Genomic DNA, 24818 nt, shown 5'->3' on the forward strand with positions numbered 1-24818 from the left:
AGAATCAGGACCGCGGAACGCGCCCCATCAGGTAGAACTCCGGATTGGGCAGCATGCCGGAGAAACTCGCCATGCGATTGCTGAGCCCGAAGAATGCAGTGATCGCGGCGATGTCCCACGCGTCCTCGTCGCCGAAGCCGTGCACACGAAGGGCGTCGAAGTCGGCGTCGGCGATTTCGTGCGAGGCGGAGTTCACCTTGGTGGCGAAGTCGAGCATCGCGCGCTGACGATCGGAGATTTCTGCGGTGCGATAGTTGACCGCAACCTGGTCGGCAACCAGCGGCTTCTTCTCGTAGATACGCAGAATTGCGCCGTGCGCGACAACGCAGTACGTACATTTGTTGGCCGCAGAGATCGTGGTGACGATCATTTCTCGATCACCCTTGGTGAGTGCGGAATCTTCCTTGAGCATGATCGCGTCGTGGTATGCGAAGAATGCCCGGAACTCGGCTGGGCGCCGAGCGAACATCAGGAAGACGTTGGGCACGAACCCCGACTTCTCCTGGATCTCGAGAATCTTGGCGGCGATGTCCTCGGGCACCTCGGTCAATTCAGCCTGCGGAAAACGGGTGCTCACTGTGCCTCCTGGTCAGCCATCGATGTTCGATTCAAGATAATGATGATTAACTGAGTTGTCCAGATGCATTTCCTGCCCTACTTTTTCGGGCACGGATAGTCGGGTACGGCCCAAGTGATCTGCGTAGCGTGAAACCCGTGAACAGGAAGACACGATGATCGACGGACTGAACCGCGCGCTCGACTACATCGAAAGCAATCTGAGCGGCGAGATCGAGACAGCCGAGATGGCAAGGCTGGCAACCACCTCGGAGTATCACTTTCGGAGGATGTTCTCGGCCCTGGCCGGCATTCCCGTATCCGAATACATCCGTCGACGTCGACTCACCCTGGCTGGTGCCGAGTTGTCCGTCAGCAGATCAGGAGTGTTGGAGACCGCCGTGAAGTACGGCTACTCGTCCGCGGAAGCCTTCACACGAGCGTTCACCGCATTTCACGGCGTGAGCCCCGGCGCGGTCAAACGCGCTCCCGCCGTTCTCAAATCCCAACAGAAACTTGTCATTCACGTGACACTGGAAGGAGCCACACCGATGGACTACATGCTTGTGGACAAACCTGCCCTGACGGTAGTCGGGTTCAAGACCCGGGTTCCATTGGTTCACGAAGGTCCCAATTCTGCGATCGAAGATTTCACCCGCTCCGTGGACAAGGTTGCGTTGCGAGGGTTGCGCGAGCTCTCCGATCAGGACCCGGCGGGAATCGTCAGTGTCGTCGACAATTTGGCGCATCCCAGAACCGAAGGCACAGAACTGGATTACTACCTGGGAGTGGTCACCGGCAAACCTTCACCCACGGGTTTCGATCTGCTGACGGTCGACGCACACACGTGGGCCGTCTTCACCGCCGACGGGTCGGAAATCGAATCTGTGCAGTATTTGTGGCGAGATATCTACACGGAATGGTTCCCTGCCAACCCTTTTCGCTCCGTACCTGGTCCCGAGATCATGCGTACCGAATACAACGACGATTTCACCGTCGCACGGTTCGAGCTCTGGATTCCGGTCGAGAGCGAGCTGAGCGACGTCGGGGCGTAAAACAGCCGCCAGGTCGGATGGAAGTCACGACCCGGCGGCTGAGCCATCAGATGAAACAGACTGTCAAAGAATCAGTTTCGCTCCGGTAGCAGCAACCACGTCCTCGACGCTGATGCCCGGCGCCGTCTCCACCAGGCGGAGACCGTCGTCAGTCACGTCGATCACGGCCATGTCGGTGATGATTCGCTGGACGCAGCCCTTACCGGTCAGCGGAAGCGAGCACTTCTCGACGATCTTGTGCTCACCCTTCTTCGAGACGTGCTCCATCATCACGATGACACGCTTTGCGCCGTGGACCAGATCCATCGCGCCGCCCATGCCTTTGACCATGTGGCCAGGGATCATCCAGTTCGCGAGGTCTCCGGTGGCACTGACCTGCATGGCACCGAGCACGGCAACGTCGACCTGGCCGCCGCGGATCATGCCGAACGACGCTGAGGAGTCGAAGAACGACGCACCGGGGAGAACGGTGATGGTCTCCTTGCCCGCATTGATCAGCTCGGGATCGAGTTCGTCCTCGGTCGGGTACGGCCCCACGCCCAGAACGCCGTTCTCCGAGTGCAATACAACGGTGATGTCGGTCGGGAGGTAGTTCGGAACCAGCGTCGGCATACCGATGCCGAGGTTCACGTACTGCCCGTCCTCGAGTTCGCGCGCGACGCGGGCCGCCATCTCTTCGCGGGTGAGTTTGGTGGGTAGTACAGAAGTCATGCTCGTACCGTCCGATTCTCGATGCCGACCGTCACGGGGCCGACGTGGACAACACGCTGAACGTGAATGCCCGGCGTGTGGATCTCGGCGGGGTCGAGCTCACCCGGCTCTACGAGGTGCTCGACCTGCGCAATGGTGATGCGCCCCGACGTTGCTGCAGCCGGATTGAAGTTCTGGGTACTCGCGCGGTAGACGAGGTTGCCATGCCGGTCACCTTTCCAGGCATGGACCAGTGCATAGTCGGCGACGATGCCGCGCTCCATCACGTAGGTGACGCCGTCGAAGTCACGAGTTTCCTTGGGCGGACTGGCAACTGCGATGCCGCCGTTACCGTCGTAACGCAGTGGCAGGCCGCCGTCGGCGACCTGGGTGCCGACGCCGGCCGGGGTGAAGAACGCGGGGATGCCCGCTCCCCCGGCGCGCATGCGCTCGGCGAGCGTGCCCTGCGGCGTGAGTTCGACTTCCAGCTCACCGGAAAGGTACTGACGCGCGAACTCCTTGTTGGAGCCGACGTACGAGCTGACAGTACGACGGATACGCCCCTTCTCCAGAAGCACTCCGAGCCCGAACCCGTCGGTGCCGCAGTTGTTGCTCACCGTTTCGAGTGATGTCGCGCCCTGCTCGAGGAGCGCATCGATGAGGATTTCCGGCACTCCGACGAGCCCGAAACCTCCGACAGCGATCGTGACGCCGTCCGGCACGTCGGCGACGGCCTCGGCAGCAGTGGGAATGACTTTGTCCATCATGTCGATCACAGTAGCGCGACCCGTACGTATTGTGAACCCCCGTCCGCATAACGAACATTTTTCACCCCCGGCATTGCCTGGGTCACATCTACGAACTATTCTGTTCGCAGAGCGCAACACGTGTACACATTGCGAACAACTTCACGTAACCGAACGACGAGGTTCCCTATGCTGCATCTACCGCCGAGGTACCAGCGGCCGACTGGCGTCAACGCCCCGGCCGATTTCGCGGACTACAAGACGACTTCCCTTCGCCACCCGAAGCAGCCGCTGAAGCTGCTCCCCCAGCGGCTCACGGAGCTCACCGGGCCGGTATTCGGCGAGGATCGCGTCGGCGCCGGCGAAAACGACCTGACCATTGCCAACGGCGGCGAAGCACAGGGACAGCGCATCGTCGTTCACGGCCGCGTACTCGACGGCGACGGAAAACCCGTCCCCCACACACTGCTCGAGGTGTGGCAGGCCAACGCCGGTGGACGCTACCGCCACACCGGCGACAACTGGCCCGCGCCGCTGGATCCGTTCTTCAACGGCCTGGGTCGCTGCGTCACCGACGCGAACGGCCACTACAGCTTCACCACGATCAAGCCGGGCGCCTACCCGTGGATGAACCACGACAATGCCTGGCGACCGGCACACATCCATTTCTCGCTGTTCGGCACGGCATTCACGCAGCGCCTCGTGACGCAGATGTACTTCCCCGACGATCCGATGTTCTTCCAGGACCCGATCTACAACGCGGTACCCGAAGCAGCACGTCACCGCATGGTCAGCGTCTTCGACTACGACGCCACAGTCCCCAACTGGGCTCTCGGGTTCCGCTTCGACATCGTCCTGCGCGGCCGTAATGCCTCCGTATTCGAGAACGAGGAAGACCACGATGACTGATCACACCGCGAAGCCCGCACCCACTTATCCGGTCGTCCCCGGCGACTTCACCACTGCCCCCTTCGGGGTCACGCCCTCTCAGACCGTCGGGCCGTACTGGCACATCGGCCTCCCCTGGACGGACGGCCCCGACGCTGCCCCGAGCGATACCCCCGGACGAATCACGCTGGCCATCACGGTGATCGACGGCGCCCGTACACCCGTCGCGGACGCGATGATCGAAACATGGCAGGCCGATACGCTCGGACGCTTCAACCATCCGGACGATCCCCGTGGCGCAGTGGAGCTCACTCCGGCTGGTTTTCGCGGATTCGCCCGCAGCGCAGCGGATCCCACGGGCACTGCATTGGTCCACACTGTCAAGCCCGGTGCGCAGCCCACTGAAACGGATGCGGACGAGGCCCCACACGTGAACGTGTCGGTCTTCGCTCGCGGCATGCTCGACCGCCTGGTCACCCGCTTGTACTTCCCCGAAGACGCCGACGCACACGCAACAGATCCGGTGCTGTCCTCACTGAGCGAAACCGAACGCGCGAAGCTGGTTGCAACCAAGGTCGACGGTGGGTACTCCTGGACGGTCTATGTTCAGGACGAGGACGCGAACGGCGTCGAGACGCCCTTCTTCGAGCTGTAAGAGGAGTACACATGCCCACTCGCGGCGCACTGTTCGACCCGGTGTTCGGGGCCACCCGCGTATCGGAGCACCTGTCCGACCAGGCGTGGGTCACCGCGTTGCTCGACGTGGAGGCCGCACTGAGTTGTGCGATGGCCACAGTCGGGTTGGCGGACGGGGAACATTGCGCCGCGGTGGCTGCTGCCGCGGCCGAACTCTCACAACCGGGCGGTCTGGACATCGTGGCGCTCGGCCGCGCGTCGGCCGCCGGCGGAAATCCCGTCATTCCGCTGGTGAAGATGCTGCGCGAAAGGGTGGGACAGGAAGGTGTGCCTGCCTCCGTGGTGCACCCGGGCGCCACCAGTCAGGACATCATGGACTGTGCGCTGATGCTGTTGACGCGACGCGCGGGCGCGGTGGTTCTGGCCGACCTGACCCGCGCCGCCGATTCCGCCGCCCACCTCGCCCGCCTCCATCGCTCCACTCCGATGGTCGCGAGAACTCTGGGCCAGCAAGCACTTCCGACCACTTTCGGCCTTCTGGCCTCGAGTTGGTTCACGGCACTCGACGCCGCCGCGATCCGCCTCGAGATCGTGCTGTCCACGTTGCCGGTTCAGTTCGGCGGCGCCGCAGGCACACTCGCTGCGTTGTATCCCGACGGGCTCAGGATCGCCGACGCACTGGCAGACGAACTCGGCCTGGCCAGGCAGGTTGCTCCCTGGCACACCGACCGCGTGACCATCGCAGAACTCGCGACCACCCTCGGTATCGTCGCCGGCGCTGTTTCCAAGCCCGCCACCGACATCACCGTCATGGCGTCCACCGAACTCTCCGAGGTCGCCGAAAGCGCTCCGGGCGGCTCATCGGCCATGCCGCACAAGCAGAATCCCGTCGCGGCGATCACCGCCCGCGCAGCAGCGCGACGTGCTCCCGCACTGGTCGCCACAGCCCTGTCGAACATGGATCACGAATTCGCCCGCGCTGCAGGCCCCTGGCACGCCGAATGGGAAACCGTCACCGATCTCCTGCGTCTGGCAGGCGGAGCGGCGCACCAGCTTTCCGTCAGCCTCACCGGCCTGCAAGTACACACCGAGTCGATGGCTCGCAATCTCGACATCACCGGTGGCCTGATTCTCGCCGAGCGTGTCACCAAGGCCCTGTCCGCACACACTGATCGAGCGCGCGACATCGTCACCGCGGCAGCCACTTCCGGAACCAGATTGGATCGTGATCCCGCCATCGCAGAGCACCTGAGCGAAACCGAGATCGCCGAACTACTCGACCCCGCACACTATCTGGGCCACGCCACCGATCTGGTCGACCGCGCCCTCGCCGAACGCCCCACAGGAGGATCTCGATGAGCGTCGCGCTCAACTTTCAACAGACCGGCAATCCTGATGCTCCCGCAGTAGTTCTCCTGGGTTCACTCGGATCCGATCTGTCCATGTGGCAGCCGCAGATTCACGCGCTGTCGAATCGGTACCGCGTCATCGCCGTCGACCATCGCGGCCATGGCAAGTCACCGGTGCCTGCGGGCCCCTACTCAATTGCCGATCTCGCCGGCGATGTCATCGCTCTCCTCGATTCGCTCGAACTCGAGTCCGTACATCTCGTCGGGCTCTCCCTCGGCGGCGCTGTCAGCCAATGGATCGCCGCGCACCACCCCACTCGCGTCGAGACGTTGACGTTGATGTGCACGTCCTCGCAGTTCGCCCCGGCTCAGCCGTGGATCGATCGTGCGCAGGCTGTCCGTGCGGACGGCATCGCGTCCATCGCGGCCGCCGTCGTCGGACGCTGGTTCACGCCGGGACTGGCCGAGAATGATCCGGAGCTTGTCGCCCGTCACGTCGCGATGGTCGAAGCCACACCTGACGAGGGCTATGCCGCCTGCTGCGAGGCGCTTTCGACGTGGGACGGCCGCAACGACCTGGCCCGCATCGTCGCTCCGACGCTCCTCGTCGCGGGCGAGCAGGATCCGGCGACGCCTCCGTCGACGTTGGGTGCGATCGCCGACGGCATCGCCGATGCGGTACTGCACGTGGTCGATCCGGGCGCACACCTGGCCAACGTCGAACAAGCCGGGCGCGTCACCAAACTACTTGCAACGCATATTGCCTCGCACACATCTGCGCTCGCCCAACGTAGCGCCGCGGTGTCGGCCGGCATGACCGTACGACGCCAGGTGCTCGGCGACGCCCACGTCGACCGTTCCATTGCCGGTGCCACCGAGTTCACCGCCCCTTTCCAGGACTTCATCACTCGCACGGCGTGGGGTGACATCTGGTCGCGCCCCGGCCTCGATCACCACACCCGCAGGCTCCTCACTCTCGCGATCCTCACTGCCGTCGGCAACGAACACGAACTCGACATGCACATTCGCGCTGCGCTGCGTGCCGGGATCGATCCCGACGAACTCGTGGAAGTATTTCTCCATACCGCGGTCTATGCGGGTGTGCCGAACAGCAACTTGGCTTTTGCGCTGGGAAAGCAAGCACTCGCGGACCTCTCGGCCGAACCTGAGGAGAACGAGACAACATGAGTGAGAACAGCAGCGAGCAGGCGCCGGGACCGTCCCCGGACTACGTGCAGTCGCTGGCCCGTGGGCTTTCCGTCATCAAGGCTTTCGACGGTGAGCACCCGCGTCGCACCCTCAGCGAGGTTGCCCGGCACACCGATCTCACGCGTGCGACTGCTCGCCGCTTCCTACTCACGCTCGTCGAACTCGAATACGTACGTACTGACGGTTCGGTGTTCTGGTTGACGCCTCGCGTCCTCGAACTCGGCTACAGCTACCTGTCCAGTCTGTCTCTCCCCGAGATTGCCGGGCCGCATCTGGAAGCTTTGTCCGCCAAGGTCCGTGAATCCACGTCCGTGTCGATCCTCGACGGTGACGACGTCGTGTACGTGGCTCGTGTTCCGGTCAGCCGCATCATGACGGTGTCCATCACCATCGGCACGCGCTTTCCCGCGTACGCCACATCCATGGGTCGAGTTCTGCTCGCCGGCTTGCCGGACGACGCACTGGACGCCTACCTCGCCCGAGTGTCCTTCGCCCGCCTGACCGGCAAGACCATCTCCACCGCCGACGGACTGCGTGCCGAACTCGAGAAGATTCGCGCCGACGGGTTCGCGATTGTCGATCAGGAACTCGAAGAGGGTCTGCGCTCGCTCGCCGCACCCATCCGGGACGCGACCGGTGACGTGGTCGCGGCCGTCAACATCTCCACCCAAGCCGCCCGCTACAGCGCCGAAGCTGTTCGCGGTGAACTGGTTCCGGCCGCAGTCGCCACCGCGGACGCCATCTCCGTCGATCTCGGACGTACTCAGTCGTCCAACAATCACTCGGCTGCCACCCGCTGACCGAGCAGACCCAAGGAAGAACCAATGCCTGACGTTGTCATCTGTGAACCGCTCCGTACCCCTGTCGGCCGCTTCGGCGGTGTCTTCCGTGACGTAGCCCCGGAAGATCTCGCCTCGACGCTGATCACCGAACTCGTCACGCGTACCGGCATTTCCGGCGCGGAGATCGACGACGTCATTCTCGGCCAGGCTTCGCCGAACGGTGAGGCTCCGGCGATCGGACGCATCGCGGCGCTCAACGCGGGTCTGGGCATCGATGTTCCCGGCATGCAGGTGGATCGCCGGTGCGGGTCGGGATTACAGGCAGTCATCCAGGCCGTCATGCAGGTTCAGTCCGGTGGCAGTGACCTGGTCCTCGCCGGCGGTGCCGAGTCGATGAGCCAGGCCGAGTTCTACGCAACCGGAATGCGTTGGGGCGTCAAGGGTGAAGGAGTTGCGCTCAGCGATCGTCTCGCGCGCGCCCGCGTCACAGCCGGCGGACGTGACTTCCCGGTTCCCGGCGGAATGATCGAAACGGCAGAGAACCTGCGCGCCGAGTTCTCCATCAGCCGCGAGGATCAAGATGCACTCGCGGTTCAGTCCCATCAGCGTGCAGTCGCAGCACAGAAGAACGGCGTCTTCGCCGAGGAAATCGTTCCGGTATCCGTTCCGCAGCGCAAGGGCGAGGCCCTGCTCGTCGACACCGACGAGCATCCACGCGCCGACACCTCGATGGAATCGCTTGCGCGCCTTCGTCCCATGCGCGCAAAGATCGACCCGGACTCCACCGTGACTGCAGGTAATGCCAGCGGGCAGAACGACGGCGCAGCACTGGCGATCGTCACCACCGCCGACAAAGCTCGTACCCTCGGACTGCGACCGCTCGCACGCCTCGCGAGTTGGAGCGTTGCGGGCGTTCCGCCGCGCACCATGGGCATCGGCCCCGTACCGGCGTCGGAGAAGGCACTCGGCCGCCTCGGATTGACCCTGGCGGACATGGACGTCATCGAACTCAACGAAGCCTTTGCGGCACAAGCACTTGCAGTCCTGCAGAGTTGGAATCTCGAGGCCGACGACCCACGCATCAACCCCAACGGCTCCGGCATCTCCCTCGGACATCCGGTCGGAGCTACGGGTGGACGAATCCTGGCCACCCTGTTGCGCGAGATGGACCGTCGCGAAGCGCGTTACGGCCTCGAGACGATGTGCATCGGCGGCGGGCAGGGCCTGGCTGCGGTCTTCGAGCGCCTGTCCTGATCAAGCCCCGACGTGCGCGACGCCGGAGTCACCGAGTTCGCCGCGTAGGCCGTCGAGAAAGACACGCAGCAGGTCGGTGAGTTCGGCCTGCTGCTGCTCGGTGAGAATCGACGTCAGTTCGGCTTCACGGCCGAGGACTCGGTCCACCAGTTGCTCCACCAGTTCGTGACCGGCGGCAGTGAGGGTCACGAGCACTATTCGTGACCCTTCCGCGGCGGAAGACCTCTCCACCAGACCCGCGTTCTCCGCGCGCGCGAGTCGCTGCGAGATTGCACCGGCCGTGACTCCGGTCTGCTCGGTGATCTGGCGAGTCGTCAACTGATACGGCTCGCCGGATCGGCGCAGGACACTGAGCAGGTCCAGCGTCGCTGTGTCCGCACCGGCCGAGGCGAGTACCCGTCGGCGATCCTCACCGAGCAGCTTGGCGCACATCCACAGCCTGGTGACGATGCCGATACCCTCTACGGGCGTGCCCGGCCTTTCGCGAAGCCACGCCAAGGCAACCGCGTCCACCGCGTCGTCCGGGTTGTAGTCGCCCACCACTGCACACCTCGTTTAGCTCTAAATGATACGTTCTTCGTATAGGTCTAAACGTAGCTCACGGAGGTAGGCATGACACGCACAGTTCTGGTAACCGGCGGCGGAACAGGGATCGGACGCGCAGTTGCAGCGGCGTTCGCCCGAGACGGAGACACCGTTTTTGTCACCGGCCGACGCACGGAACCACTCGAAAAGACCGCGGAGGAGTTGGGCGATATTGTTCACGCCTTGACTTGTGACAATTCCGACCCGAAAGACCTGAAGCGGCTGCAGGATTCACTTCCGGGAACCATCGACGTCGTGGTGCACTGCGCCGGCGGTAACACGGACTTCGATCGCGAAGCGCCGTCAGATCTGGAATCCCTGGCCGCCGGGTGGCGGGCCAATCTGGACTCCAATCTGATCTCGGCAGTGTTGACCACAGCAGCAGTTCGAGATCGAATCCCCAGTGGCGGTGCCGTCATCACCATCGGATCGATTGCCGCCGACAAGGGAGCTGGAGCGTACGGCGCTGCCAAAGCAGCAGTTGCGACGTGGAATGTCGATCTGGCCGCCGAACTGGGCCCAGAAGGCATCACGGCGAACATCGTCTCCCCCGGTTACATCGCCGACACCGAGTTCTTCCGGGACTTTCTGACGGACGAGCGTCGCGCGATGCTGATCGAATCCACCAGCACCAAGCGCGCCGGAACCCCGGACGACATCGCATCAGCCGTCCATTTCTTGGCCTCACCGGGTGCCCGGCAGATCACCGGTCAGGTATTGGCAGTCAACGGCGGTGAGAGAACCAGTCGCTGATCACGCCAGGTGGCGCTCGAAGAACGAGTCGATTCGCTTCCAGGCATCCTGCGCTGCAACAGGATCGGGACCGATTCCGAGGATGCGCTCCAAAGGACGAAGCACCTTGGGTCCGGCCTCCGCGTCGTTGAGGAACGCGTGGCCGGCGGTGGGGTACTCTTTGACGTCGTTCTCGATACCGGCATTGCTGAGCGCCGTCTCCAGCTTCGCTGCCGCGCCCCGGAGCGAAAAGTCCTTGCCTCCGAAACTCCCGACGATCGGGCACGCATCCACCACGGCCTCATCGAGTTTGCGTGGAAGCTGACCGTAATTGACCGAGGCAGCGTCGAAATCTCCGGCGCTGACCATCGCGAAGCCGCCGCCCATGCAGAATCCGATGACACCAATCTTTCCGGTGCAGTCCGGGGATTCCACCAGCCAACTGCGAGCGACTTCGATGTCGGTGAACGCCTTGCCGTGTCCTCGAAGCATCGACGTCATGGTGGGCACTAGGCACCGCTTCGCCCCGCCCGCGCTGTAGAGGTCGACAGCGAGCGTCAGGAATCCCGCAGCGGCCAGCCGCTTGGCTTGCCGCTGCATCACCTCCTCGAGCCCGAAGGCCTCGTGAATCATCACTACCCCCGGCCACGGGCCGGGGGTAGTGGGGGTTTCGAGTATCGCTCGCAGCGGTTGTGATCCGCCGACTACTGCGGCGCGGCCCGTCAGATCTATGTCCACCATGTTTCGATGCTAGGCCGACGCGGCGTCAATAGGCTCGGAAGCGAGGTCAGGGGAGCTGTTTTCCCTGGCCCGCCGCAAGCCCGGTCAAGACCCCGGCGAGCTGCGGCAAGGCGTACGGCGCGCTCAGTGGACCGAAATTATCGACAAAGGCATTCGAGAGCAGAAGTTCGACCGGCACATAGGATCGCGCCTTCACCGCGGGGAGGTTCTGGAAAACTGCGAAGTTCTCCAACCTCGTCGTCGCTTCCTGATCAGAAGCGAGGCTGAGCAAAATGTCTGCGGGTGCGAGTACCTCCGCCTGCTCCATCGACAGCGCAGTCATCTGCTCGGCGTTGTATCCGCGATAGTCGAGTCCGAGTTCGCGCAGCAGAACCCCGGGCGCACTGGCATCCCCCTGCACATACAACTGATCGCCGTACATCGAGCCGATCATGATCGTCTTGCCACCCAAGCCGTTCAGGGAAGCTGCGGTGTCGGAGATCAGAGCGTCGGTCCGGGCGATCGCTGCAGCAGCAGCCTCGTCGACAAATGCGGCCTGCCCGACCGTGGCGACGCCGTCACGCCACGAGGTGGTCCAGTCCAGCGCGATAACCGGCGCGATCTGACTCAGCCTCTCGGCTGCCGGTTCGAGATAAGTCTTCATTCCGATGATGAGGTCCGGCGAGTAGCGCGCGATGATTTCCGGGTTGATTTCGCCTGTGGTGCCGAAGCTTTCGAGGTCGGCTATTCCCGCGGTGCTCTGCCAAGGCAGTGAACCGCGGTCCCACGATCCTGTGTTGCCGTAGGCGACTGGGTGAACGCCGAGCGAGAGCAGGAATTCCAGATCCGTGAAGTCGCTGGCAACAACGATCCTTTCCGGCTTCCCCGAGATCGTGGTGGTGCCGAGCGCATTGACGACTTGGCGTTGCTCACCGGCGTCTGCGGCATCTGACGCCGTCGAACAACCCGCAAGGATGGCGGCCGCTGCCACTGCGCCGACCCCGAAGAACCCACGGCGACTGAGCTGGTCCACCAGTTCAGACGTCGTAGATTCACAAATCGTACCGTACATGTATGCACTCTCCTTCTAGGCTGCTGCGCGCGCCGAGGGCACAGCGAAAGAGAGGTTAGCCCACCCTCATCTTCCATAGGGTTCCTACGTTTGCGATTCCGAGAGATCGGAGCGATCAAAATGGACCGTTCTCGAGCGGACAAGTACATTCCCGCTGATCTATCACCGCAGGCAGTTGGGCGAGCCACCAGTCCCTGCCTTCGGCGATCGGGTCGCTCCAGCGTCGAAAATCAGTTGCCATTCCCTCCTCGAAAGCTTCCGAATTACCGTCTTTTGCACGTCGCCCACCGTTCGACTTGCGCGGCGTGGGAGGATAGACATATCGAGATCGGGACTTCGATGTGAGGGCCCGGATCGAGTTTGTAGGGAGTATCGGTATGGCACAGGGCATCGTGAAGTGGTTCAACGGCGAAAAGGGCTTTGGTTTCATCGCTCCCGACGACGGAACACCGGACGTGTTCGTTCATTACTCTGAAATCTCGGGCAACGGCTACAAGTCGCTCGACGAGAACCAGCGTGTGGAGTTCGAGGTTGGCCAGGGCCAGAAGGGTCCTCAGGCCACCAATGTGCGCGCTGTCTGATCAGTGACACAAGAAGAGGGCCGCACCCGCAAGGGTGCGGCCCTCTTCTGCATTGTCCTTACGGCGACCCGAGAAGCGCTGTTGCACGAGCAATCAGGTGATCACGCAGTCGAATTACGGCGGGCGTCAGGCGGTAATTGCCGACGGCCAACGCGATGGTTCGATCGCGAACGCCCGTTACCGGAACAGCGACGAGATCCGGGTGATCGACCTCGGCGACGGGGAGCAACGCGATACCGAGACCACGCGAGACCAGGGCACGAATCGTTTCGAACTCCGTGATCTCGAATGCAACCCTCGGCTCGAATCCGGTTTGCATACAGCAAGAGTCGAGCAACATCCGAAGGTGATAGGTGGGCGGACTCGCGATGAATGTCTCGTCGACCAGTTCCGCGAGGTCGACACAATCTCTCGCCGCTAATCGATGTCCAGTACCCACATGCAGGAGTATTTGCTGATGCCCCAACAGCGTTGTAGGCAAGTCCTCCGGCGCTGGAATCATCACGGCAAGATCCAGACGCCCGTCTCGGACCATTTGCGCGAGTGATTCCCCATGCGCTTGCACAAGGTTCAATCGCACCCGCGGCGCCGCCTCGTGAAACTCTGCGAGCAGCGACGGGACGCTGATCGGGCCCAATGTCAGTGGAAACCCGAATCGTACGAGGCCACCCTCCGGATCCGCGTTACTACGGACCAGACCTACTGCGTTGTCCAGCTCCTTGACGAGGCGGCTAGTTAGTTCGTGTAATTCGCGCCCTGCCGAGGTCAGTGCAACCCGGCGCCCAACCGGCTGAAAAAGCTGAAATCCCAGCGTCTTTTCGAGCGTCTTCAATCTCCGGCTGAGCGAGGACTGAGGAATCCCGAGCAGGTCGGAAGCTCTCGTGATGTGGCCTTCCTCCGCGGCCACATCGAAGGCCGCCAGAAGCGGCGCCAGCCCTTCTACTTCAGCCGATCGAAACTCATCCATATTCGGATCATAAACCGATGGTTTCTTCATTGGACGGATGAGTCTGTTTGGGGCCACGATGCACATACACCCCAACCTCTGAGGAAAGGCCGCCCATGTTCACGTCGCCACCGTCGGGATTGAAACCTGGTTCCGAAGAGCCCCCACTCGACGCAATACTCATCGGCGCCGGGATCATGTCGGCAACGCTGGGTACATTGATTGCAAGACTCCAACCCGATTGGTCCATCGAGGTACTCGAACGGCTCGGCGAACCCGCCGGCGAAAGCTCCAACGCGTGGAACAACGCAGGAACCGGCCATTCGGGCCTATGCGAACTGAACTACATGCCCGACCCCAGCGACCCCGCGAAAGCTGTAGAGATCAGCCACCAATTCCACCTGTCTCGCCAATTCTGGGGATCACTCGCGGAAACCGGCGAGCTGAAACAAACCCCATCGTTCGTCAACCCAACCCCTCACATGGACGTCGTTTTCGGCAAACGAGACATCGAATATCTACGTCAGCGCCACGCCACGCTACATGGATTACCCGAATTCTCAGCCATGGAGTACACAGAAGATCCTCAGACGGTCAATAATTGGGCGCCGCTGATGATGCGCGGCCGAATGGATTCCGAACCGATAGCTGCGACTCGATACGCAGCAGGTACAGACGTGGACTTCGGTGCTCTGACCCGAGAACTGCTTCACACCATGACAAATCGTGGTGCACGCATCCGCACGAGCCACGACGTAACATCACTCCAGCGCATGACAGACGGCACGTGGCTCATCTGTGGGCGAAACACTATCTCTGGCATTCAGTTCCAACTGAGATCTAGATTCGTCTTCGTCGGCGCAGGCGGGTACGCGCTCAGGCTTCTTCAGAAGGCGCGAGTTCCCGAGGTTCGAGGCTATGCGGTGTTCCCACTCGGAGCCCAGTTCCTGCATACCGAAAAACGCACCGTCGTCGACTCCCACAACGCGAAGGTGTACAGCCAGGCCGCGATCGGAGCACCACCGATGTCGGTCCCCCATCTCGACAGGCGTGTGGTCGACGGCTGCCCGTCATTGATGTTCGGACCGTATGCCACCTTCAGCACACGACTCCTCAAGCATGGCAAGCTAACTGACTTGTTCGCTACGATCCGATTCCGAAACGTCGCAGTATTGCTTGCTGTCGGAATACAGAACATCTCGCTCGTCCGATACCTGTTCAGCCAATTACTGTCATCGAAACGGCGCAAGTTTGCCGCACTGCAACGCTTCTATCCCGAGGCCGATCCCGCAGACTGGAAGCTGATTCAGGCCGGGCAGCGCGCCCAATTGGTGAAGCCTCACCCGAGAAAGGTCGGGATGCTGACATTCGGCACAGAGGTAATCACCAGCGCAGAGGGATCGATTGCCGGTCTCCTGGGTGCATCGCCGGGAGCTTCGGTTGCACCATCTGTGATGACGGACGTACTCGCCAAGTGCTTTCCGAGCCACATCGAGCAATGGATGCCGGCACTTAAGGAATTGATGCCGGCACTGACACCGATCACTGATCCTGAATGACGGCCAGTGCTCCAACGATGTTCGACTCCGCCACCGACTTCGAGATTCCGAGATCAGCCAGAACACCTGATCCGTCTTCGAGTTCGAGCAGCGCGAGCAGGATGTGCTCGGTTCCGATGTAGTTGTGGCCCAGGCGAAGAGCCTCACGGAACGTCAGTTCCAGGACCTTGCGCGCACGAGCGTCGTACGGAATGAGTTCTGGTAGTTCGGAAGTCGGAGTCGGTAGTACACCGGCCACTGCAGCTCGGACGGATCCGAGCTCCACCCCTTGCGCCACTATCGCCTTCGCAGCCAACCCGGCAGGCTCCTCGACGAGCCCCAGGAGCAGGTGCTCCGGCTGGATCTCTGCGTTACCGGCGGCGCGGGCTTCGTTCTGCGAGGCCATGACGACGTTCTTCGCCCGGGGAGTGAACCGGTTGAACCCTTCGTTCGGATCCATCGGCTTCTGATCACTCGGCGCCTTGGGAACAAAACGCTTCTGCGCAGCCTGCTTCGAGACACCCATGCTCGCGCCGATCTCCGTCCACGACGCTCCCGACCGGCGCGCCTGGTCGACGAAGTGACCGATCAGGTGATCTGCAACTTCACCGAGATGATCAGCGGCAATCACGGCGTCGGAGAGTTGGTCGAGAGCATCGGTGTGCACCTTCTTGATCGCGTCGATGAGGTCGTCGAGTCGAACCTTGTTGGTCATTTCCACTGGTTTACTCATGCGTCAACCATAGGTTGACGCAATCGAAAACGTCAACCCTAGGTTGACGATCGTTTTCGCCGCCCAGTGCTCAGCCGGAAAAGAATTCACGCAGAGCCGGGACAATAGCGTCGTCGGCGACGCCGTGGCCCTGACCGGGGATCTCCAAAGTCTTTGTCCCCGAGACTTGTGCGGCAATTCGCATTGCCGAAGCAGGCGCCCATTGACCACTGTCACCGCCGTACATGACCAACGTGGGGACGGTAATCGAGGCCAGCCAATCGAGCGACTCGCAGCCGTGATCACACACCGCGACGTCGTAAGGCAAGGTGTGCGCGATGGCGCACATGTCGGGCCAATCGGCACTCCGCTTGATCTCGTCGACCATCTCCGGAGACGCGCCGGTCAGATCCAGAAAACGCGTCACAGCACCTTCCCTGTCGCCGCCCGCAATCAATCGCTCCAGGTCACTTTGGGCAGTCTCGTCACGCTGGTCGTCGTCCATGTACGGCGCCTCGTAGACGGCGAGCTTACGCATCGGAACGGCCTGCGCAGCGGCTTCCAAAGCCAGCGCGGCACCCGACGACAATCCGTAAACGAGCGGTGTTTCACCGGTGGCAGCGACGACCGCTCGCAAGTCCTCCACCTCGGCGTCGATCGAGAACGCGCGACTGTCACCGCTGTCCCCGCGTCCGCGCCTGTCGTACGAGTACACCGTGAAGTCCGCCGCCAACTCTGCAGCCAGGGAATCGAACCATCCGCGGTCGCAGAACGCTCCGGCGACCAGGACCACTGCTGGTCCGGCACCGGAGCGTTCGTATGCGATGGTCGTACCGTCGCGGGATTGCACTACCGCTGGGGATTGCTCTGTTTGCACGTCGATCTCCTCAGGTCTGGTCAATGCCTACCTGATTAGACCGCCCGCGTTACCTAAACTCATCGGTCCGGTCGGCAGAGGCTTCAGCTGATCTTGTTGTACAGGGCATCCCAACCCTGTGCCACGTACGAAATCGTGTAGATCGAACCGTAGAACGTAGAGCCACCCAGACTGGTGACGTTGCCCGCCTGCACTGCCGGGAGTCGCTGCCACAGCTTGCTCGCCACCAATGCCTGGTACGCGGCACTGTCCTCGTTCTCGGTGATCATGAAGCCGTCGACGCCGGCCAGCACGTCGAGGCCTTCGAGGCTGACGCCGCCCTCGGGATCGAGCCCCTCCGAGGTGGCGGTTTTGCCACCGATGTCGCCGAGCGTCATGTCGCTGGGCTTGTCGCCCTTCTCGGAGGTACGGATGCTCGTGACGTACAGCGTGTTCGTGTCCGGCATGAACGAGACACTGGCGACGGTCTTGGACGCAATCTTCTCGGCATGACGACTGCGGATGTCGGAAATCAGATTGTCGTAGTCGAGCGTCAATCGATCGAGTGTGGCCGTTCGACCGAGCCAGCCCGACAACCGCGAGAGGTTTGTGCGCCAGTCGTCGGTGAACTCTGTCGTCAGAACCGGTGCGATGGTGGACATCTCGGCCACCGGCCACCACTCGCTCTCGTAGTTCAGGCACACGATCAGGTCGGGCTCGAGCGCCAAGATCTGCTCGCGGTTGGGGATCTCCGACAGGAACGGTACCGACGAATCGATAGGCACCCACGGTGTCGCCTGGGCGTACGTGTAACCGACGAGCGGAAGTTCCAGCGCTACAGCAGGTTCCAGGTCGAGCCGTGAGTCGATCGCGACAACCCGCTTCGGATTGACAGGAATGTCGTACGTTCCGAGAGGTGTCGTCACAGAACGCATTTCGGTTTCACCCGAACTGCTCCCGCTGTCACCGCAGGCCGCCAGGAACGCGCCCAGCCCGGCGATCCCGGCACCGAAGCCGAACTGCCGACGTGTGAGGTCCGAAACGAGGCGGTTGTCGGAGTAGCCCTCGGGAAGCAAGAGCGTGGATTGAGCGGGCATGCGTGTCGAACCTCCAAAAGAAATGAATCATCCACTGTTGCGAGCGGATAAGGATGCCCTAACAGCGTACGCAGGGAGGGTCGTCGCGATCGGCCCAGAAATAGTCGAATCAGGCCAATTCGCACCCCTTACTTGTCGAGTTTGCGCATCTCGACGAAGTAGACCGCACTGAACGCGAGGTAGGTGCCGACGATTCCGAGGACCGAGATGATCAGGACGAGAGCGAGAAACATAGCCATGATGGTCTCCACTGACACGGGTTGTTCACGATGTCGATCGAGAGAAAATGGCTTCGAACTGCGGCGCTGCGACTCGAAGCGGGGCCGAAACTTTCGGTTACACACACCACGCTAGCCCCAGGCGTCTCGGGTTTTGATGAACTCGAGGTGAACTCTCCTACGGCTACGTCACACTTTTCTGTCGGACGGTCAGTTCGGTCCGAGCACCTGTCCGGACCATTCGACCAAAGGCGTCAGTGCGCGCCACGCTGTGCGAACTTCCTTCAATGTCCTGGCGCTGTCCAGCCACGACGGGCTTGGGTAACTACGACCAGCAGTCAGCGACTTGTGACGCAGCAATTCGATCCGCGGGTGATCGACCGTGTATCCGCGAGGCGCCGTCTTGAGCTTGTCGCCGCCGATCGTGAATCCGGCCTTCTCGACGGAGGCCAGGATCTTCTCGAGCTCCGGGCCTCGAACGTCGTCGTCGACAGCCGCACGATAACGCGCGATGGTCTCCGAACTGCTGGCGTAGAAACCACCGGCCACCATCAACCCTGCCGCGTCGATCTGCACGTAGTAGCCACAGCTCTCGGCGAGACCGACGAACGCTCCCTGGTGCGTCTTGTACGGGATCTTGTCCTTCGAGAATCGAACGTCACGATACGGCCGAAAGAGCTTGGCCGTGCCGAATTCGTCCTCCAACGCTGCGGTCAACGACGCCATCGGACGACGAACCACTTCGTCGTACGTCTCCTTGTGCGCTGCCCACCAGGTCTTGCTGTTGTCGGCTTCCAGGTCTTCGTAGAAATCGAGTGCAGCAACGGGTATGCCAGTGAACGCAGCCATGACGTAAGCCTAGCTGCCTGTTCGGCTTTGGACCGTCTGCCCTGCACCGATGCCCGGATCGGCCCGAATCCGTAGACTGCATGGAGATGATTTCCGAAATACAAGCATGGGAACTGACCGATACCAACCGAGACTGGTTGATTCACCGACCCGTCGAGATCGCGATCTACGTGGCACTCGCAGTCGTTCTGCGCTTCGCACTGCACCGCGGGATCGATCGAATGTCGAAGCCTCGCAAGTCTCCGAACGCCAAGGTGAACGAGCGCAGATCGCAGCGAGCCCGGACCATCGGTTCGGTACTCAAATCGACGGTGTCCATCGTCATCCTGGTCTGGTGTGTGCTGCAGATTCTCGGCATCCTCGGGATCAACGTCGCGCCGTTCATCGCATCCGCCGGAGTCATCGGCCTTGCCATCGGTTTCGGTGCACAAAACCTGGTGCGTGACTTCCTCTCCGGCATCTTCATGTTGCTCGAGGATCAGTACGGTGTCGGCGACGTCGTCGATCTCGGCGACGCGGTCGGCACCGTCGAAACAGTGGGCCTGCGCGTCACCACGATTCGAGATGTGAACGGCACCTTGTGGTACTGCCGCAACGGCGAAATCCTGCGAGTGGGCAACATGAGTCAGGGTTACGCCACTGCAGTTCTCGATCTCCCGATCGCCCACAATGCGAACGTGCACAAAGCGTGTGAGGTGGCGACGCGAGCTGTCCTCGAGGCGGCAGAGTCCGAACCGATCAGGGCGGACATGATCGACAAGCCGGAGATGCTGGGAGTCAATTCGGTTACTGCCGAGGCAATTACCATTCGAGTGACGGCGCAGGTCAAGCCTGGGCGCCAATGGGCAGTCCAGCGCGCATTTGCGCGCTCGGCTCTGACTGCGTTCGAAGAGCAGGGTATCGAGGCACCGTACCTGCCTGTTCTGCGATGACGGTTGAGACGGAAGCGTCTGCCCTTTCCATCAAGTGCGCGAGCCCCCGGCGCGGTCGATACCGCCGGGGGCTCGCTGGTGCCTGAAGCATGATTCAGACGGTGGAGGTCGAGACCTCCCGATCTGCCGATCTGTTGCCAAACGCCTTGTGCAGGAACATCGTCAGTGCAATGGCTACCACGATTCCGATCAGCGGCGGGATTCCCACCTCGAACTCACCGGAAAGCCAAGCGAGGAACGCTGCGACGGCATAGACGGCCAGGTTTCGCCAGTGGACCGGCTGCGGGGTGTACCCCTCGGGGATGCCTCGCCGCCACCGGCACAGGAAGTCAGCGATGATCACGCCGCCCAATGGCGGGATGAAAGTTCCGAGCAGGCTCAGGTAGTCGACCAGATGGTTGTGCACACCGGTCAGAGCGAGCGCCGTGCCGATCACACATCCACCGATGACGAACGGGGTCTTGCGGGGCTTTCTGAACAGTTCGGCACCGGCCACTCCGAATGCGTATGCGGTGTCTGCGTTGCTCTTCCAGAGGTTTCCGAACAGCAAGACCAGGCCCCAGCCGACAAGCCCGAGGTTGTAGAGGATCAACACGAAGTCACCCTCGTGGAACGTGATGGCTCCGATGGCGCCGAACAGGATCATCAATCCGTTTCCGAGGAGGAACCCGATAACGCAGGCCCACACCGCTTGTGATCCGGAACGGGCAAACCTGGTCCAGTTGGGCGCTTGCGTTCCCGCCGATACGAACGTGCCGACGACAGTGGTGATTGCGAGCGCGATCGTCATGGTCGTCTGCGGTTGAACCGAGACCAGGCCGGAGAATCCACCGACCTCTTCGAGGGACCTGAACACGACCCAGCAGGCCAACGCCAGGATCAAGGGCGTCGAGACGAGCGAGACCCAATACATTCCGCGGTAGCCGTAGCAGGCGGTGACGCACATCAAGATGCTCGCCGCGATCATCACCGACGCCCTGGCGAGGTAGGAATCCCAGCCCAGCGCCTGGGCGGTGAGATCGCCGATCGTGCCGATGATGACGCCGTACCAGCCGATCTGAGTACCGCCCAGCAGGATCGAAGCGAGCTTGGACCCGCGAGTGCCGAAACTGTAGCGCGCCATCACAACTGTGGTCAGTCCGGTTCGGGCTCCGACGAACCCCATCATGGCGACGTAGACCCCCAAGATGGCGGATCCGGCGGCGATCACCACCATCAGTTTCCAGAACGAGAACGCGGTACCGAGCGCTGCTCCGGCCAACATCGTCGGCGTGAAGATGGTGAACCCCAACAACACGACTGCGAGCGAGAAGAACGGCTTTCGTGCATGAAGCGGAACCGGAGTGACGGGATAGTCTGGATCGACCGGGGGGCCTGGGCTCTCCGAATCGCCTGCGACCGTCGCAGGTTCGACGGCGCTGCTCATACAACTTCGCCGATGTCTTCGAGCCACAGGCTCGGGCGCTCGGCCAGCATGCGGTCCATCAGTGCCACACACTCCGCGTCGTCGACGACGTCGACCTGAATTCCGCTGCTGCGCAACCATTCCTCCGATGCCTCGAAGGAACGATTTTCGCCGACCACGATTCGAGGGATCTCGTACAGGCGCGCCGTTCCGGCGCACATGAAGCACGGCGACAAAGTCGTGTAGAGGACACACTCGCGATACACCGAGGCCGGCAGTCGTCCGGCGCGCTCGATGCAGTCGGTCTCTCCATGACGGATGGCGCTGTTCATCTGGACCCGACGGTTACGTCCGACTGCGAGAACCTCGCCCCGGTGAATCAGCGCCGCGCCGATCGGCACGCCGCCCTCCTCCCAACCGATCTTCGCCTGTTCGATCGCAAGTCCGAGAAAATACTCATCGGTGTGTGCCGGATGATTCATGTGCGCTCCTGGAGTCTGACCAAAATCGTCGATTGTGGCTCGTGTCACAATCCGACCACGGTGGTAACAGCCCGACAAGGGACAACCTGTCAGTTCGGCAGAACTAGCTCTATGACGAAGTGCCCCCTCGGCGGACGATATAGAAATGCTCCCGACTCTGCGACAAGTTCTTGCGATGCCCTCGTTCAAGGCCGCCGCAATCGAGGTGCTCGCGGGCGACATCGATACCGCGGTGGTCCGCTGGGTCCATTCGTCCGAGGTGTACGAGATGGGTGGGCTGCTGTCCGGAGGTGAGGTCCTTCTGACCACGGGCCTCGGTCTGCACGGGCGATCTCCCGAGCAGCTCACCGCCTACATCGACCAATTGGCGGACGCGGGATGCGTCGCACTCGCGATGGAAGTCGGGCGCTCGTTCCTCACGGCCCCTCCCGAACTCGTCGAAGCTTCGCGCCGACGGGGACTCGCGTTCTTGGCCCTGCACGCAGTAGTGCCCTTCGAGCGGATGGTCGAAGACTTTCACGACCTCATGCTCCGCCGCACTCTCGGTTCGGCGCAAGCGGGCGAGCCTGTCTGGCAAGAACTTCTGAGTCTCGTGGTTGCAGGCCAGGGCATGACCGCGCTGCTCGACAAGGTGTCACGACTCGCGGGGTGCGGCGTCGATCTGCTCGACGCGGATGGCAGAACCGTCGAGCGCAGCACAACCGGCGCAGAGCGATCCGAGACCGAACGCACTATCCACGACGTACGCGGCCCGACGAACTCACTCGGTCGACTTGTCCTGTGCGGGCCGGCAACCAGACGCCGAACCGCCGTCGCAAACTGCGCCGCCGTCGCGGTAGCTCTGGAACTCGGCCGTCACGGCGATCTCGGCCCAAGACAGTCACTCGCCCAATCGGTGATCACCGACGTGGTGGGCGGTGTGCTCACATCGCACGGCGACTTGTCCGAGCGACTGACAGCGGCCGGGTGGACGCCGTTGTCGGAGGGGCACCACGTCCTCGTCGCCGCTGTCGACATCGATCGGCAAACCCCGGTTCGGGAGCTCGCTGACCAAGTACGCGACGCCGTGCGGGCCGTGCTCGGCTCCTGTGTCGTCGGGACTGCGGCCAATCACGTCATCGTGCTCGCGCATGGGTGGGCGTCCGCATCCCCCGCTCGAGTGCGGACTGCGTTCACCGAAGCCGACGAGCTGCTACGCCGCGGGCCGGGCGGTTCCGCGGTACGCACGCTCGGAGTGGCGACGCCGGTCGCGGACCTGTCGGGCGTCGGGGCGGCGGTCGCGCAAGCTCGCGAAGTCGTCCAGATCGCGCGGCGCTTCGGCACCCGGACCGGAGTGATCCTCGCGAGGGACGTCGGCGTCCAGCGACTGCTCGCCGTCGGAACGACTCCCGCTTCGCTGTCCATGTTCGTAACCGAGCAACTCGGTTCGCTGATCGCATACGACACAGCACATTCCGCCGATCTCGTCCGAACGCTCGACGCGTACCTCGCACATCGGGGCGGCAAGGCGAGAACCGCGGATTTCCTCGGCATTCGGCGTCAGTCGCTTTATGCACGGCTCACGCGTATCGAGAAGCTGATGGGTGTTTCCCTCGACGATCCGGCACAGGTGGTCTGCCTCGGGCTTGCGCTGACCGCATGGCGCATGCGCACCGGCCTTGATCCACAAGCAGCGTTCGAGCGTCTCCCCGGGTGAGCGACAACCTCTGCGATGATGAACGAATGACCGGAGCAGCGGAGTTGATGATCGAGATCCCTGCCGGCGAGGTGCACCTTCGGGACGACCGCAAAGGTACTGCGTAGACCTCGAAAGTCGAATCCTTCCGCCTCGCACGCCATCTCACCACCAGGGCGCTGCTTCACGGAGATTCGTCGGACGATTCGAGCAAACCAGCGGTCGACCTTTCATGGAAGGACGCCATCGCAACCTGCAACACACTTTCGGTCGCGGACGGTCTGACACCCGCATATCGAGACGTCGACACCGATTCTCCGCAGTGGGACCGGGGCGCAACTGGCTACCGGCTCGCCACCGAGGCTGAGTGGCAGTACGCATGCAAGGCCGGCACCTCCGGCTACCGCTACGGCGAGATCGACGAGATTGCCTGGTACAGCGACAATTCAGAGGGTAGAGCGCATCCCGTCGGAACCAAGACACCCAACAACTGGGGCCTGTACGACATGATCGGCAATGTCTGGGAATGGTGCTGGGATCTCTACGACCCCGAGGTTTACGGCACGTACCGGATCTTCCGCGGCGGCAGTTGGGCCGAAAGTGAGCGCGGTTGCGGCGCTACCGTAAGGCGGCGAAGCCACCCGACGTTTGCTATCGACGACCTGGGATTTCGCCTAGCTCAAACGATCTGAGGGCAGACGGCCGAGGACTTCGAGCACAGCCTCGATCTCTTCTCGACTGCGCAGCCGAACTATCGGCAACGACGGCACATCGACAAGAACCGTGGCCATTCGCTCGGCGTTGCGTCCGTCGCTTCGCCAGGCCCACCGAACCACATGATCCGGATCGAAGAGAATGGTGTGCAGTGGCGGCTCCATGTTGCGATTCCACAACACCTCTCGCTGCAATCGCCGACGCACGGTTCGTGTGATCACCTGGCGCATCACCGTCCGCCGAGGCAGATCCAACCACAGCATCAGGTCCGCACGCTCGGCCAGAAGTCGACGCACCGCACCGTACTGCCACTCGGTCACCCAGGCCGGCTCGCTGGAAAAGCGTCGTACTTCGGTTTCGAAACTGTCGAGCGGAATCCAGTCGGGCCCGTGGAACAGCGAGTCCAGCTCAGTGTGTTCGATCTCGAGAAGCCGCCCGATTCGACCGGCGAGAGTCGTCTTTCCGGCACCGGAAGTCCCCGCGACAAGGATCTTCTGCGGACGAATCGTCAGCGCGGCGGGGTCTACGAAAGGCACCGAT

27 protein-coding genes are annotated in these 24818 nt (G+C 62.4%); 13 read left to right on the forward strand and 14 right to left on the reverse strand.

The genetic code is table 11. From position 1 onward, the window contains the following. Positions 1 to 4: 4 nt before the first annotated feature. Positions 5 to 577 carry a peroxidase-related enzyme gene (locus AC1Q6C_RS05945; protein WP_003940498.1) on the reverse strand — a complete coding sequence of 191 codons (573 nt, stop codon included), beginning with the start codon at positions 575 to 577 and terminating at the stop codon, positions 5 to 7. Positions 578 to 731: 154 nt separating this feature from the next. Here AC1Q6C_RS05945 and AC1Q6C_RS05950 point away from each other — a divergent pair, with 154 nt between their 5' ends. After that, positions 732 to 1610, forward strand: a complete 879-nt coding sequence (locus AC1Q6C_RS05950; protein WP_064114170.1) for an AraC family transcriptional regulator — start codon at positions 732 to 734, stop codon at positions 1608 to 1610. A 63-nt stretch (positions 1611 to 1673) separates the two neighbouring features. On the opposite strand, the gene AC1Q6C_RS05955 is transcribed toward AC1Q6C_RS05950, so the two are convergent. Together AC1Q6C_RS05955 and AC1Q6C_RS05960 are read right to left on the reverse strand one after the other, a co-directional pair. After that, positions 1674 to 2321, reverse strand: a complete 648-nt coding sequence (locus tag AC1Q6C_RS05955) for a CoA transferase subunit B (RefSeq protein ID WP_003940102.1) — start codon at positions 2319 to 2321, stop codon at positions 1674 to 1676. Beyond that, positions 2318 to 3064, reverse strand: a complete 747-nt coding sequence (locus AC1Q6C_RS05960) for a CoA transferase subunit A (RefSeq protein ID WP_007730016.1) — start codon at positions 3062 to 3064, stop codon at positions 2318 to 2320. The genes AC1Q6C_RS05955 and AC1Q6C_RS05960 overlap by 4 nt, the downstream gene beginning before the upstream one ends. Positions 3065 to 3235: 171 nt before the next feature. On the opposite strand from AC1Q6C_RS05960, the gene pcaH reads away from it, so the two are divergent. Genes pcaH through AC1Q6C_RS05990 form a run of 6 tightly spaced genes read left to right on the forward strand, consistent with a single transcriptional unit; the run spans position 3236 to position 9164 of the window. Then, positions 3236 to 3955: a protocatechuate 3,4-dioxygenase subunit beta gene (gene pcaH / locus AC1Q6C_RS05965; protein WP_007730015.1), complete on the forward strand. Its 720-nt coding sequence runs from the start codon at positions 3236 to 3238 to the stop codon at positions 3953 to 3955. Continuing rightward, entirely contained in the window at positions 3948 to 4589 is a 642-nt protein-coding gene (pcaG, locus tag AC1Q6C_RS05970; RefSeq protein ID WP_030536553.1) for a protocatechuate 3,4-dioxygenase subunit alpha, read from the forward strand. The genes pcaH and pcaG overlap by 8 nt, the downstream gene beginning before the upstream one ends. An 11-nt stretch (positions 4590 to 4600) precedes the next feature. Beyond that, positions 4601 to 5929 carry a 3-carboxy-cis,cis-muconate cycloisomerase gene (gene pcaB, locus AC1Q6C_RS05975; RefSeq protein ID WP_030536552.1) on the forward strand — a complete coding sequence of 443 codons (1329 nt, stop codon included), beginning with the start codon at positions 4601 to 4603 and terminating at the stop codon, positions 5927 to 5929. Beyond that, positions 5926 to 7107 (forward strand): bifunctional 3-oxoadipate enol-lactonase/4-carboxymuconolactone decarboxylase PcaDC, encoded by a 1182-nt coding sequence (gene pcaDC / locus AC1Q6C_RS05980; RefSeq protein WP_231782582.1) that lies wholly within the window; start codon positions 5926 to 5928, stop codon positions 7105 to 7107. Before pcaB ends, pcaDC begins: the two co-directional genes overlap by 4 nt. Then, positions 7104 to 7928 (forward strand): IclR family transcriptional regulator domain-containing protein, encoded by an 825-nt coding sequence (locus tag AC1Q6C_RS05985; protein ID WP_007730008.1) that lies wholly within the window; start codon positions 7104 to 7106, stop codon positions 7926 to 7928. Before pcaDC ends, AC1Q6C_RS05985 begins: the two co-directional genes overlap by 4 nt. A 24-nt stretch (positions 7929 to 7952) precedes the next feature. Continuing rightward, complete coding sequence (locus AC1Q6C_RS05990; protein ID WP_030536550.1) at positions 7953 to 9164, forward strand: acetyl-CoA C-acetyltransferase; 1212 nt, start codon at positions 7953 to 7955, stop codon at positions 9162 to 9164. On the opposite strand, the gene AC1Q6C_RS05995 is transcribed toward AC1Q6C_RS05990, so the two are convergent. Continuing rightward, on the reverse strand, positions 9165 to 9704 hold the full coding sequence (locus AC1Q6C_RS05995) for a MarR family winged helix-turn-helix transcriptional regulator (RefSeq protein WP_225320148.1): 540 nt from the start codon (positions 9702 to 9704) through the stop codon (positions 9165 to 9167). 72 nt (positions 9705 to 9776) lie between these two features. Here AC1Q6C_RS05995 and AC1Q6C_RS06000 point away from each other — a divergent pair, with 72 nt between their 5' ends. After that, a complete protein-coding gene (locus tag AC1Q6C_RS06000; protein WP_230359119.1) occupies positions 9777 to 10502 on the forward strand; it encodes an SDR family NAD(P)-dependent oxidoreductase in 726 nt (241 codons plus the stop codon). Here AC1Q6C_RS06000 and AC1Q6C_RS06005 read toward each other — a convergent pair whose 3' ends face one another. Both AC1Q6C_RS06005 and AC1Q6C_RS06010 read right to left on the reverse strand, forming a co-directional pair. Next, positions 10503 to 11222, reverse strand: coding sequence for a dienelactone hydrolase family protein (locus tag AC1Q6C_RS06005; protein ID WP_030536547.1), 720 nt, complete (start codon positions 11220 to 11222; stop codon positions 10503 to 10505). A 46-nt stretch (positions 11223 to 11268) separates the two neighbouring features. After that, the gene (locus AC1Q6C_RS06010; RefSeq protein WP_230359120.1) at positions 11269 to 12273 is read right to left on the reverse strand and encodes an ABC transporter substrate-binding protein; all 1005 of its coding nucleotides are present in this window, start codon (positions 12271 to 12273) and stop codon (positions 11269 to 11271) included. A 377-nt stretch (positions 12274 to 12650) separates the two neighbouring features. On the opposite strand from AC1Q6C_RS06010, the gene AC1Q6C_RS06015 reads away from it, so the two are divergent. Then, positions 12651 to 12854, forward strand: coding sequence for a cold-shock protein (locus tag AC1Q6C_RS06015; protein WP_003939930.1), 204 nt, complete (start codon positions 12651 to 12653; stop codon positions 12852 to 12854). Positions 12855 to 12912: 58 nt separating this feature from the next. Here AC1Q6C_RS06015 and AC1Q6C_RS06020 read toward each other — a convergent pair whose 3' ends face one another. Further along, the gene (locus AC1Q6C_RS06020) at positions 12913 to 13821 is read right to left on the reverse strand and encodes a LysR substrate-binding domain-containing protein (RefSeq protein WP_042447004.1); all 909 of its coding nucleotides are present in this window, start codon (positions 13819 to 13821) and stop codon (positions 12913 to 12915) included. Between the two features lie 95 nt (positions 13822 to 13916). On the opposite strand from AC1Q6C_RS06020, the gene mqo reads away from it, so the two are divergent. Continuing rightward, positions 13917 to 15359, forward strand: a complete 1443-nt coding sequence (gene mqo / locus AC1Q6C_RS06025) for a malate dehydrogenase (quinone) (protein WP_050654569.1) — start codon at positions 13917 to 13919, stop codon at positions 15357 to 15359. Here the strand turns inward: mqo and AC1Q6C_RS06030 are convergent. The 4 genes from AC1Q6C_RS06030 to AC1Q6C_RS06045 form a co-directional block, all read right to left on the reverse strand. Further along, on the reverse strand, positions 15343 to 16071 hold the full coding sequence (locus AC1Q6C_RS06030; RefSeq protein ID WP_080552754.1) for a Clp protease N-terminal domain-containing protein: 729 nt from the start codon (positions 16069 to 16071) through the stop codon (positions 15343 to 15345). The two genes, mqo and AC1Q6C_RS06030, sit on opposite strands and share 17 nt — an antisense overlap. A gap of 70 nt (positions 16072 to 16141) precedes the next feature. Beyond that, complete coding sequence (locus AC1Q6C_RS06035; RefSeq protein WP_064687776.1) at positions 16142 to 16927, reverse strand: alpha/beta fold hydrolase; 786 nt, start codon at positions 16925 to 16927, stop codon at positions 16142 to 16144. Positions 16928 to 17010: 83 nt separating this feature from the next. Next, positions 17011 to 18003, reverse strand: coding sequence for an ABC transporter substrate-binding protein (locus AC1Q6C_RS06040; protein WP_007729992.1), 993 nt, complete (start codon positions 18001 to 18003; stop codon positions 17011 to 17013). Between the two features lie 428 nt (positions 18004 to 18431). Next, positions 18432 to 19070 (reverse strand): DUF2461 domain-containing protein, encoded by a 639-nt coding sequence (locus tag AC1Q6C_RS06045; protein ID WP_003939783.1) that lies wholly within the window; start codon positions 19068 to 19070, stop codon positions 18432 to 18434. Positions 19071 to 19150: 80 nt separating this feature from the next. Here AC1Q6C_RS06045 and AC1Q6C_RS06050 point away from each other — a divergent pair, with 80 nt between their 5' ends. Next, positions 19151 to 20002, forward strand: a complete 852-nt coding sequence (locus tag AC1Q6C_RS06050; RefSeq protein WP_007729990.1) for a mechanosensitive ion channel family protein — start codon at positions 19151 to 19153, stop codon at positions 20000 to 20002. Positions 20003 to 20096: 94 nt separating this feature from the next. Here the strand turns inward: AC1Q6C_RS06050 and codB are convergent, their stop codons facing one another. Both codB and AC1Q6C_RS06060 read right to left on the reverse strand, forming a co-directional pair. Continuing rightward, positions 20097 to 21428 carry a cytosine permease gene (gene codB / locus AC1Q6C_RS06055; protein WP_162114564.1) on the reverse strand — a complete coding sequence of 444 codons (1332 nt, stop codon included), beginning with the start codon at positions 21426 to 21428 and terminating at the stop codon, positions 20097 to 20099. Next, complete coding sequence (locus AC1Q6C_RS06060; protein ID WP_003940577.1) at positions 21425 to 21889, reverse strand: nucleoside deaminase; 465 nt, start codon at positions 21887 to 21889, stop codon at positions 21425 to 21427. Before AC1Q6C_RS06060 ends, codB begins: the two co-directional genes overlap by 4 nt. Positions 21890 to 22064: 175 nt before the next feature. On the opposite strand from AC1Q6C_RS06060, the gene AC1Q6C_RS06065 reads away from it, so the two are divergent. Both AC1Q6C_RS06065 and AC1Q6C_RS06070 read left to right on the forward strand, forming a co-directional pair. Next, positions 22065 to 23585 carry a PucR family transcriptional regulator gene (locus AC1Q6C_RS06065; RefSeq protein ID WP_492666424.1) on the forward strand — a complete coding sequence of 507 codons (1521 nt, stop codon included), beginning with the start codon at positions 22065 to 22067 and terminating at the stop codon, positions 23583 to 23585. A 224-nt stretch (positions 23586 to 23809) separates the two neighbouring features. Beyond that, on the forward strand, positions 23810 to 24256 hold the full coding sequence (locus tag AC1Q6C_RS06070; protein ID WP_370334014.1) for a formylglycine-generating enzyme family protein: 447 nt from the start codon (positions 23810 to 23812) through the stop codon (positions 24254 to 24256). Here AC1Q6C_RS06070 and AC1Q6C_RS06075 read toward each other — a convergent pair. Further along, positions 24239 to 24814, reverse strand: coding sequence for a P-loop NTPase family protein (locus AC1Q6C_RS06075; protein ID WP_492666425.1), 576 nt, complete (start codon positions 24812 to 24814; stop codon positions 24239 to 24241). The two genes, AC1Q6C_RS06070 and AC1Q6C_RS06075, sit on opposite strands and share 18 nt — an antisense overlap. Positions 24815 to 24818: the final 4 nt, after the last annotated feature.

Source organism: Rhodococcus sp. MT28 (assembly GCF_058792695.1).

Bases quoted from the DNA above. Each gene is read 5' to 3' on its own strand.
- pcaG (WP_030536553.1), top strand. From the start codon at position 3,948: ATGACTGATCACACCGCGAAGCCCGCACCCACTTATCCGGTCGTCCCC.
- AC1Q6C_RS05960 (WP_007730016.1), bottom strand. From the start codon at position 3,064: ATGGACAAAGTCATTCCCACTGCTGCCGAGGCCGTCGCCGACGTGCCG.
- AC1Q6C_RS06060 (WP_003940577.1), bottom strand. From the start codon at position 21,889: ATGAATCATCCGGCACACACCGATGAGTATTTTCTCGGACTTGCGATC.
- AC1Q6C_RS06065 (WP_492666424.1), top strand. From the start codon at position 22,065: ATGCCCTCGTTCAAGGCCGCCGCAATCGAGGTGCTCGCGGGCGACATC.
- pcaH (WP_007730015.1), top strand. From the start codon at position 3,236: ATGCTGCATCTACCGCCGAGGTACCAGCGGCCGACTGGCGTCAACGCC.
- AC1Q6C_RS06005 (WP_030536547.1), bottom strand. From the start codon at position 11,222: ATGGTGGACATAGATCTGACGGGCCGCGCCGCAGTAGTCGGCGGATCA.
- AC1Q6C_RS06015 (WP_003939930.1), top strand. From the start codon at position 12,651: ATGGCACAGGGCATCGTGAAGTGGTTCAACGGCGAAAAGGGCTTTGGT.
- AC1Q6C_RS06000 (WP_230359119.1), top strand. From the start codon at position 9,777: ATGACACGCACAGTTCTGGTAACCGGCGGCGGAACAGGGATCGGACGC.
- AC1Q6C_RS06045 (WP_003939783.1), bottom strand. From the start codon at position 19,070: ATGGCTGCGTTCACTGGCATACCCGTTGCTGCACTCGATTTCTACGAA.
- AC1Q6C_RS06020 (WP_042447004.1), bottom strand. From the start codon at position 13,821: ATGGATGAGTTTCGATCGGCTGAAGTAGAAGGGCTGGCGCCGCTTCTG.
- mqo (WP_050654569.1), top strand. From the start codon at position 13,917: ATGTTCACGTCGCCACCGTCGGGATTGAAACCTGGTTCCGAAGAGCCC.
- AC1Q6C_RS05985 (WP_007730008.1), top strand. From the start codon at position 7,104: ATGAGTGAGAACAGCAGCGAGCAGGCGCCGGGACCGTCCCCGGACTAC.
- AC1Q6C_RS05950 (WP_064114170.1), top strand. From the start codon at position 732: ATGATCGACGGACTGAACCGCGCGCTCGACTACATCGAAAGCAATCTG.
- pcaDC (WP_231782582.1), top strand. From the start codon at position 5,926: ATGAGCGTCGCGCTCAACTTTCAACAGACCGGCAATCCTGATGCTCCC.
- AC1Q6C_RS06050 (WP_007729990.1), top strand. From the start codon at position 19,151: ATGGAGATGATTTCCGAAATACAAGCATGGGAACTGACCGATACCAAC.
- AC1Q6C_RS06030 (WP_080552754.1), bottom strand. From the start codon at position 16,071: ATGAGTAAACCAGTGGAAATGACCAACAAGGTTCGACTCGACGACCTC.
- codB (WP_162114564.1), bottom strand. From the start codon at position 21,428: ATGAGCAGCGCCGTCGAACCTGCGACGGTCGCAGGCGATTCGGAGAGC.
- AC1Q6C_RS06010 (WP_230359120.1), bottom strand. From the start codon at position 12,273: ATGTACGGTACGATTTGTGAATCTACGACGTCTGAACTGGTGGACCAG.
- pcaB (WP_030536552.1), top strand. From the start codon at position 4,601: ATGCCCACTCGCGGCGCACTGTTCGACCCGGTGTTCGGGGCCACCCGC.
- AC1Q6C_RS06040 (WP_007729992.1), bottom strand. From the start codon at position 18,003: ATGCCCGCTCAATCCACGCTCTTGCTTCCCGAGGGCTACTCCGACAAC.
- AC1Q6C_RS05990 (WP_030536550.1), top strand. From the start codon at position 7,953: ATGCCTGACGTTGTCATCTGTGAACCGCTCCGTACCCCTGTCGGCCGC.
- AC1Q6C_RS05955 (WP_003940102.1), bottom strand. From the start codon at position 2,321: ATGACTTCTGTACTACCCACCAAACTCACCCGCGAAGAGATGGCGGCC.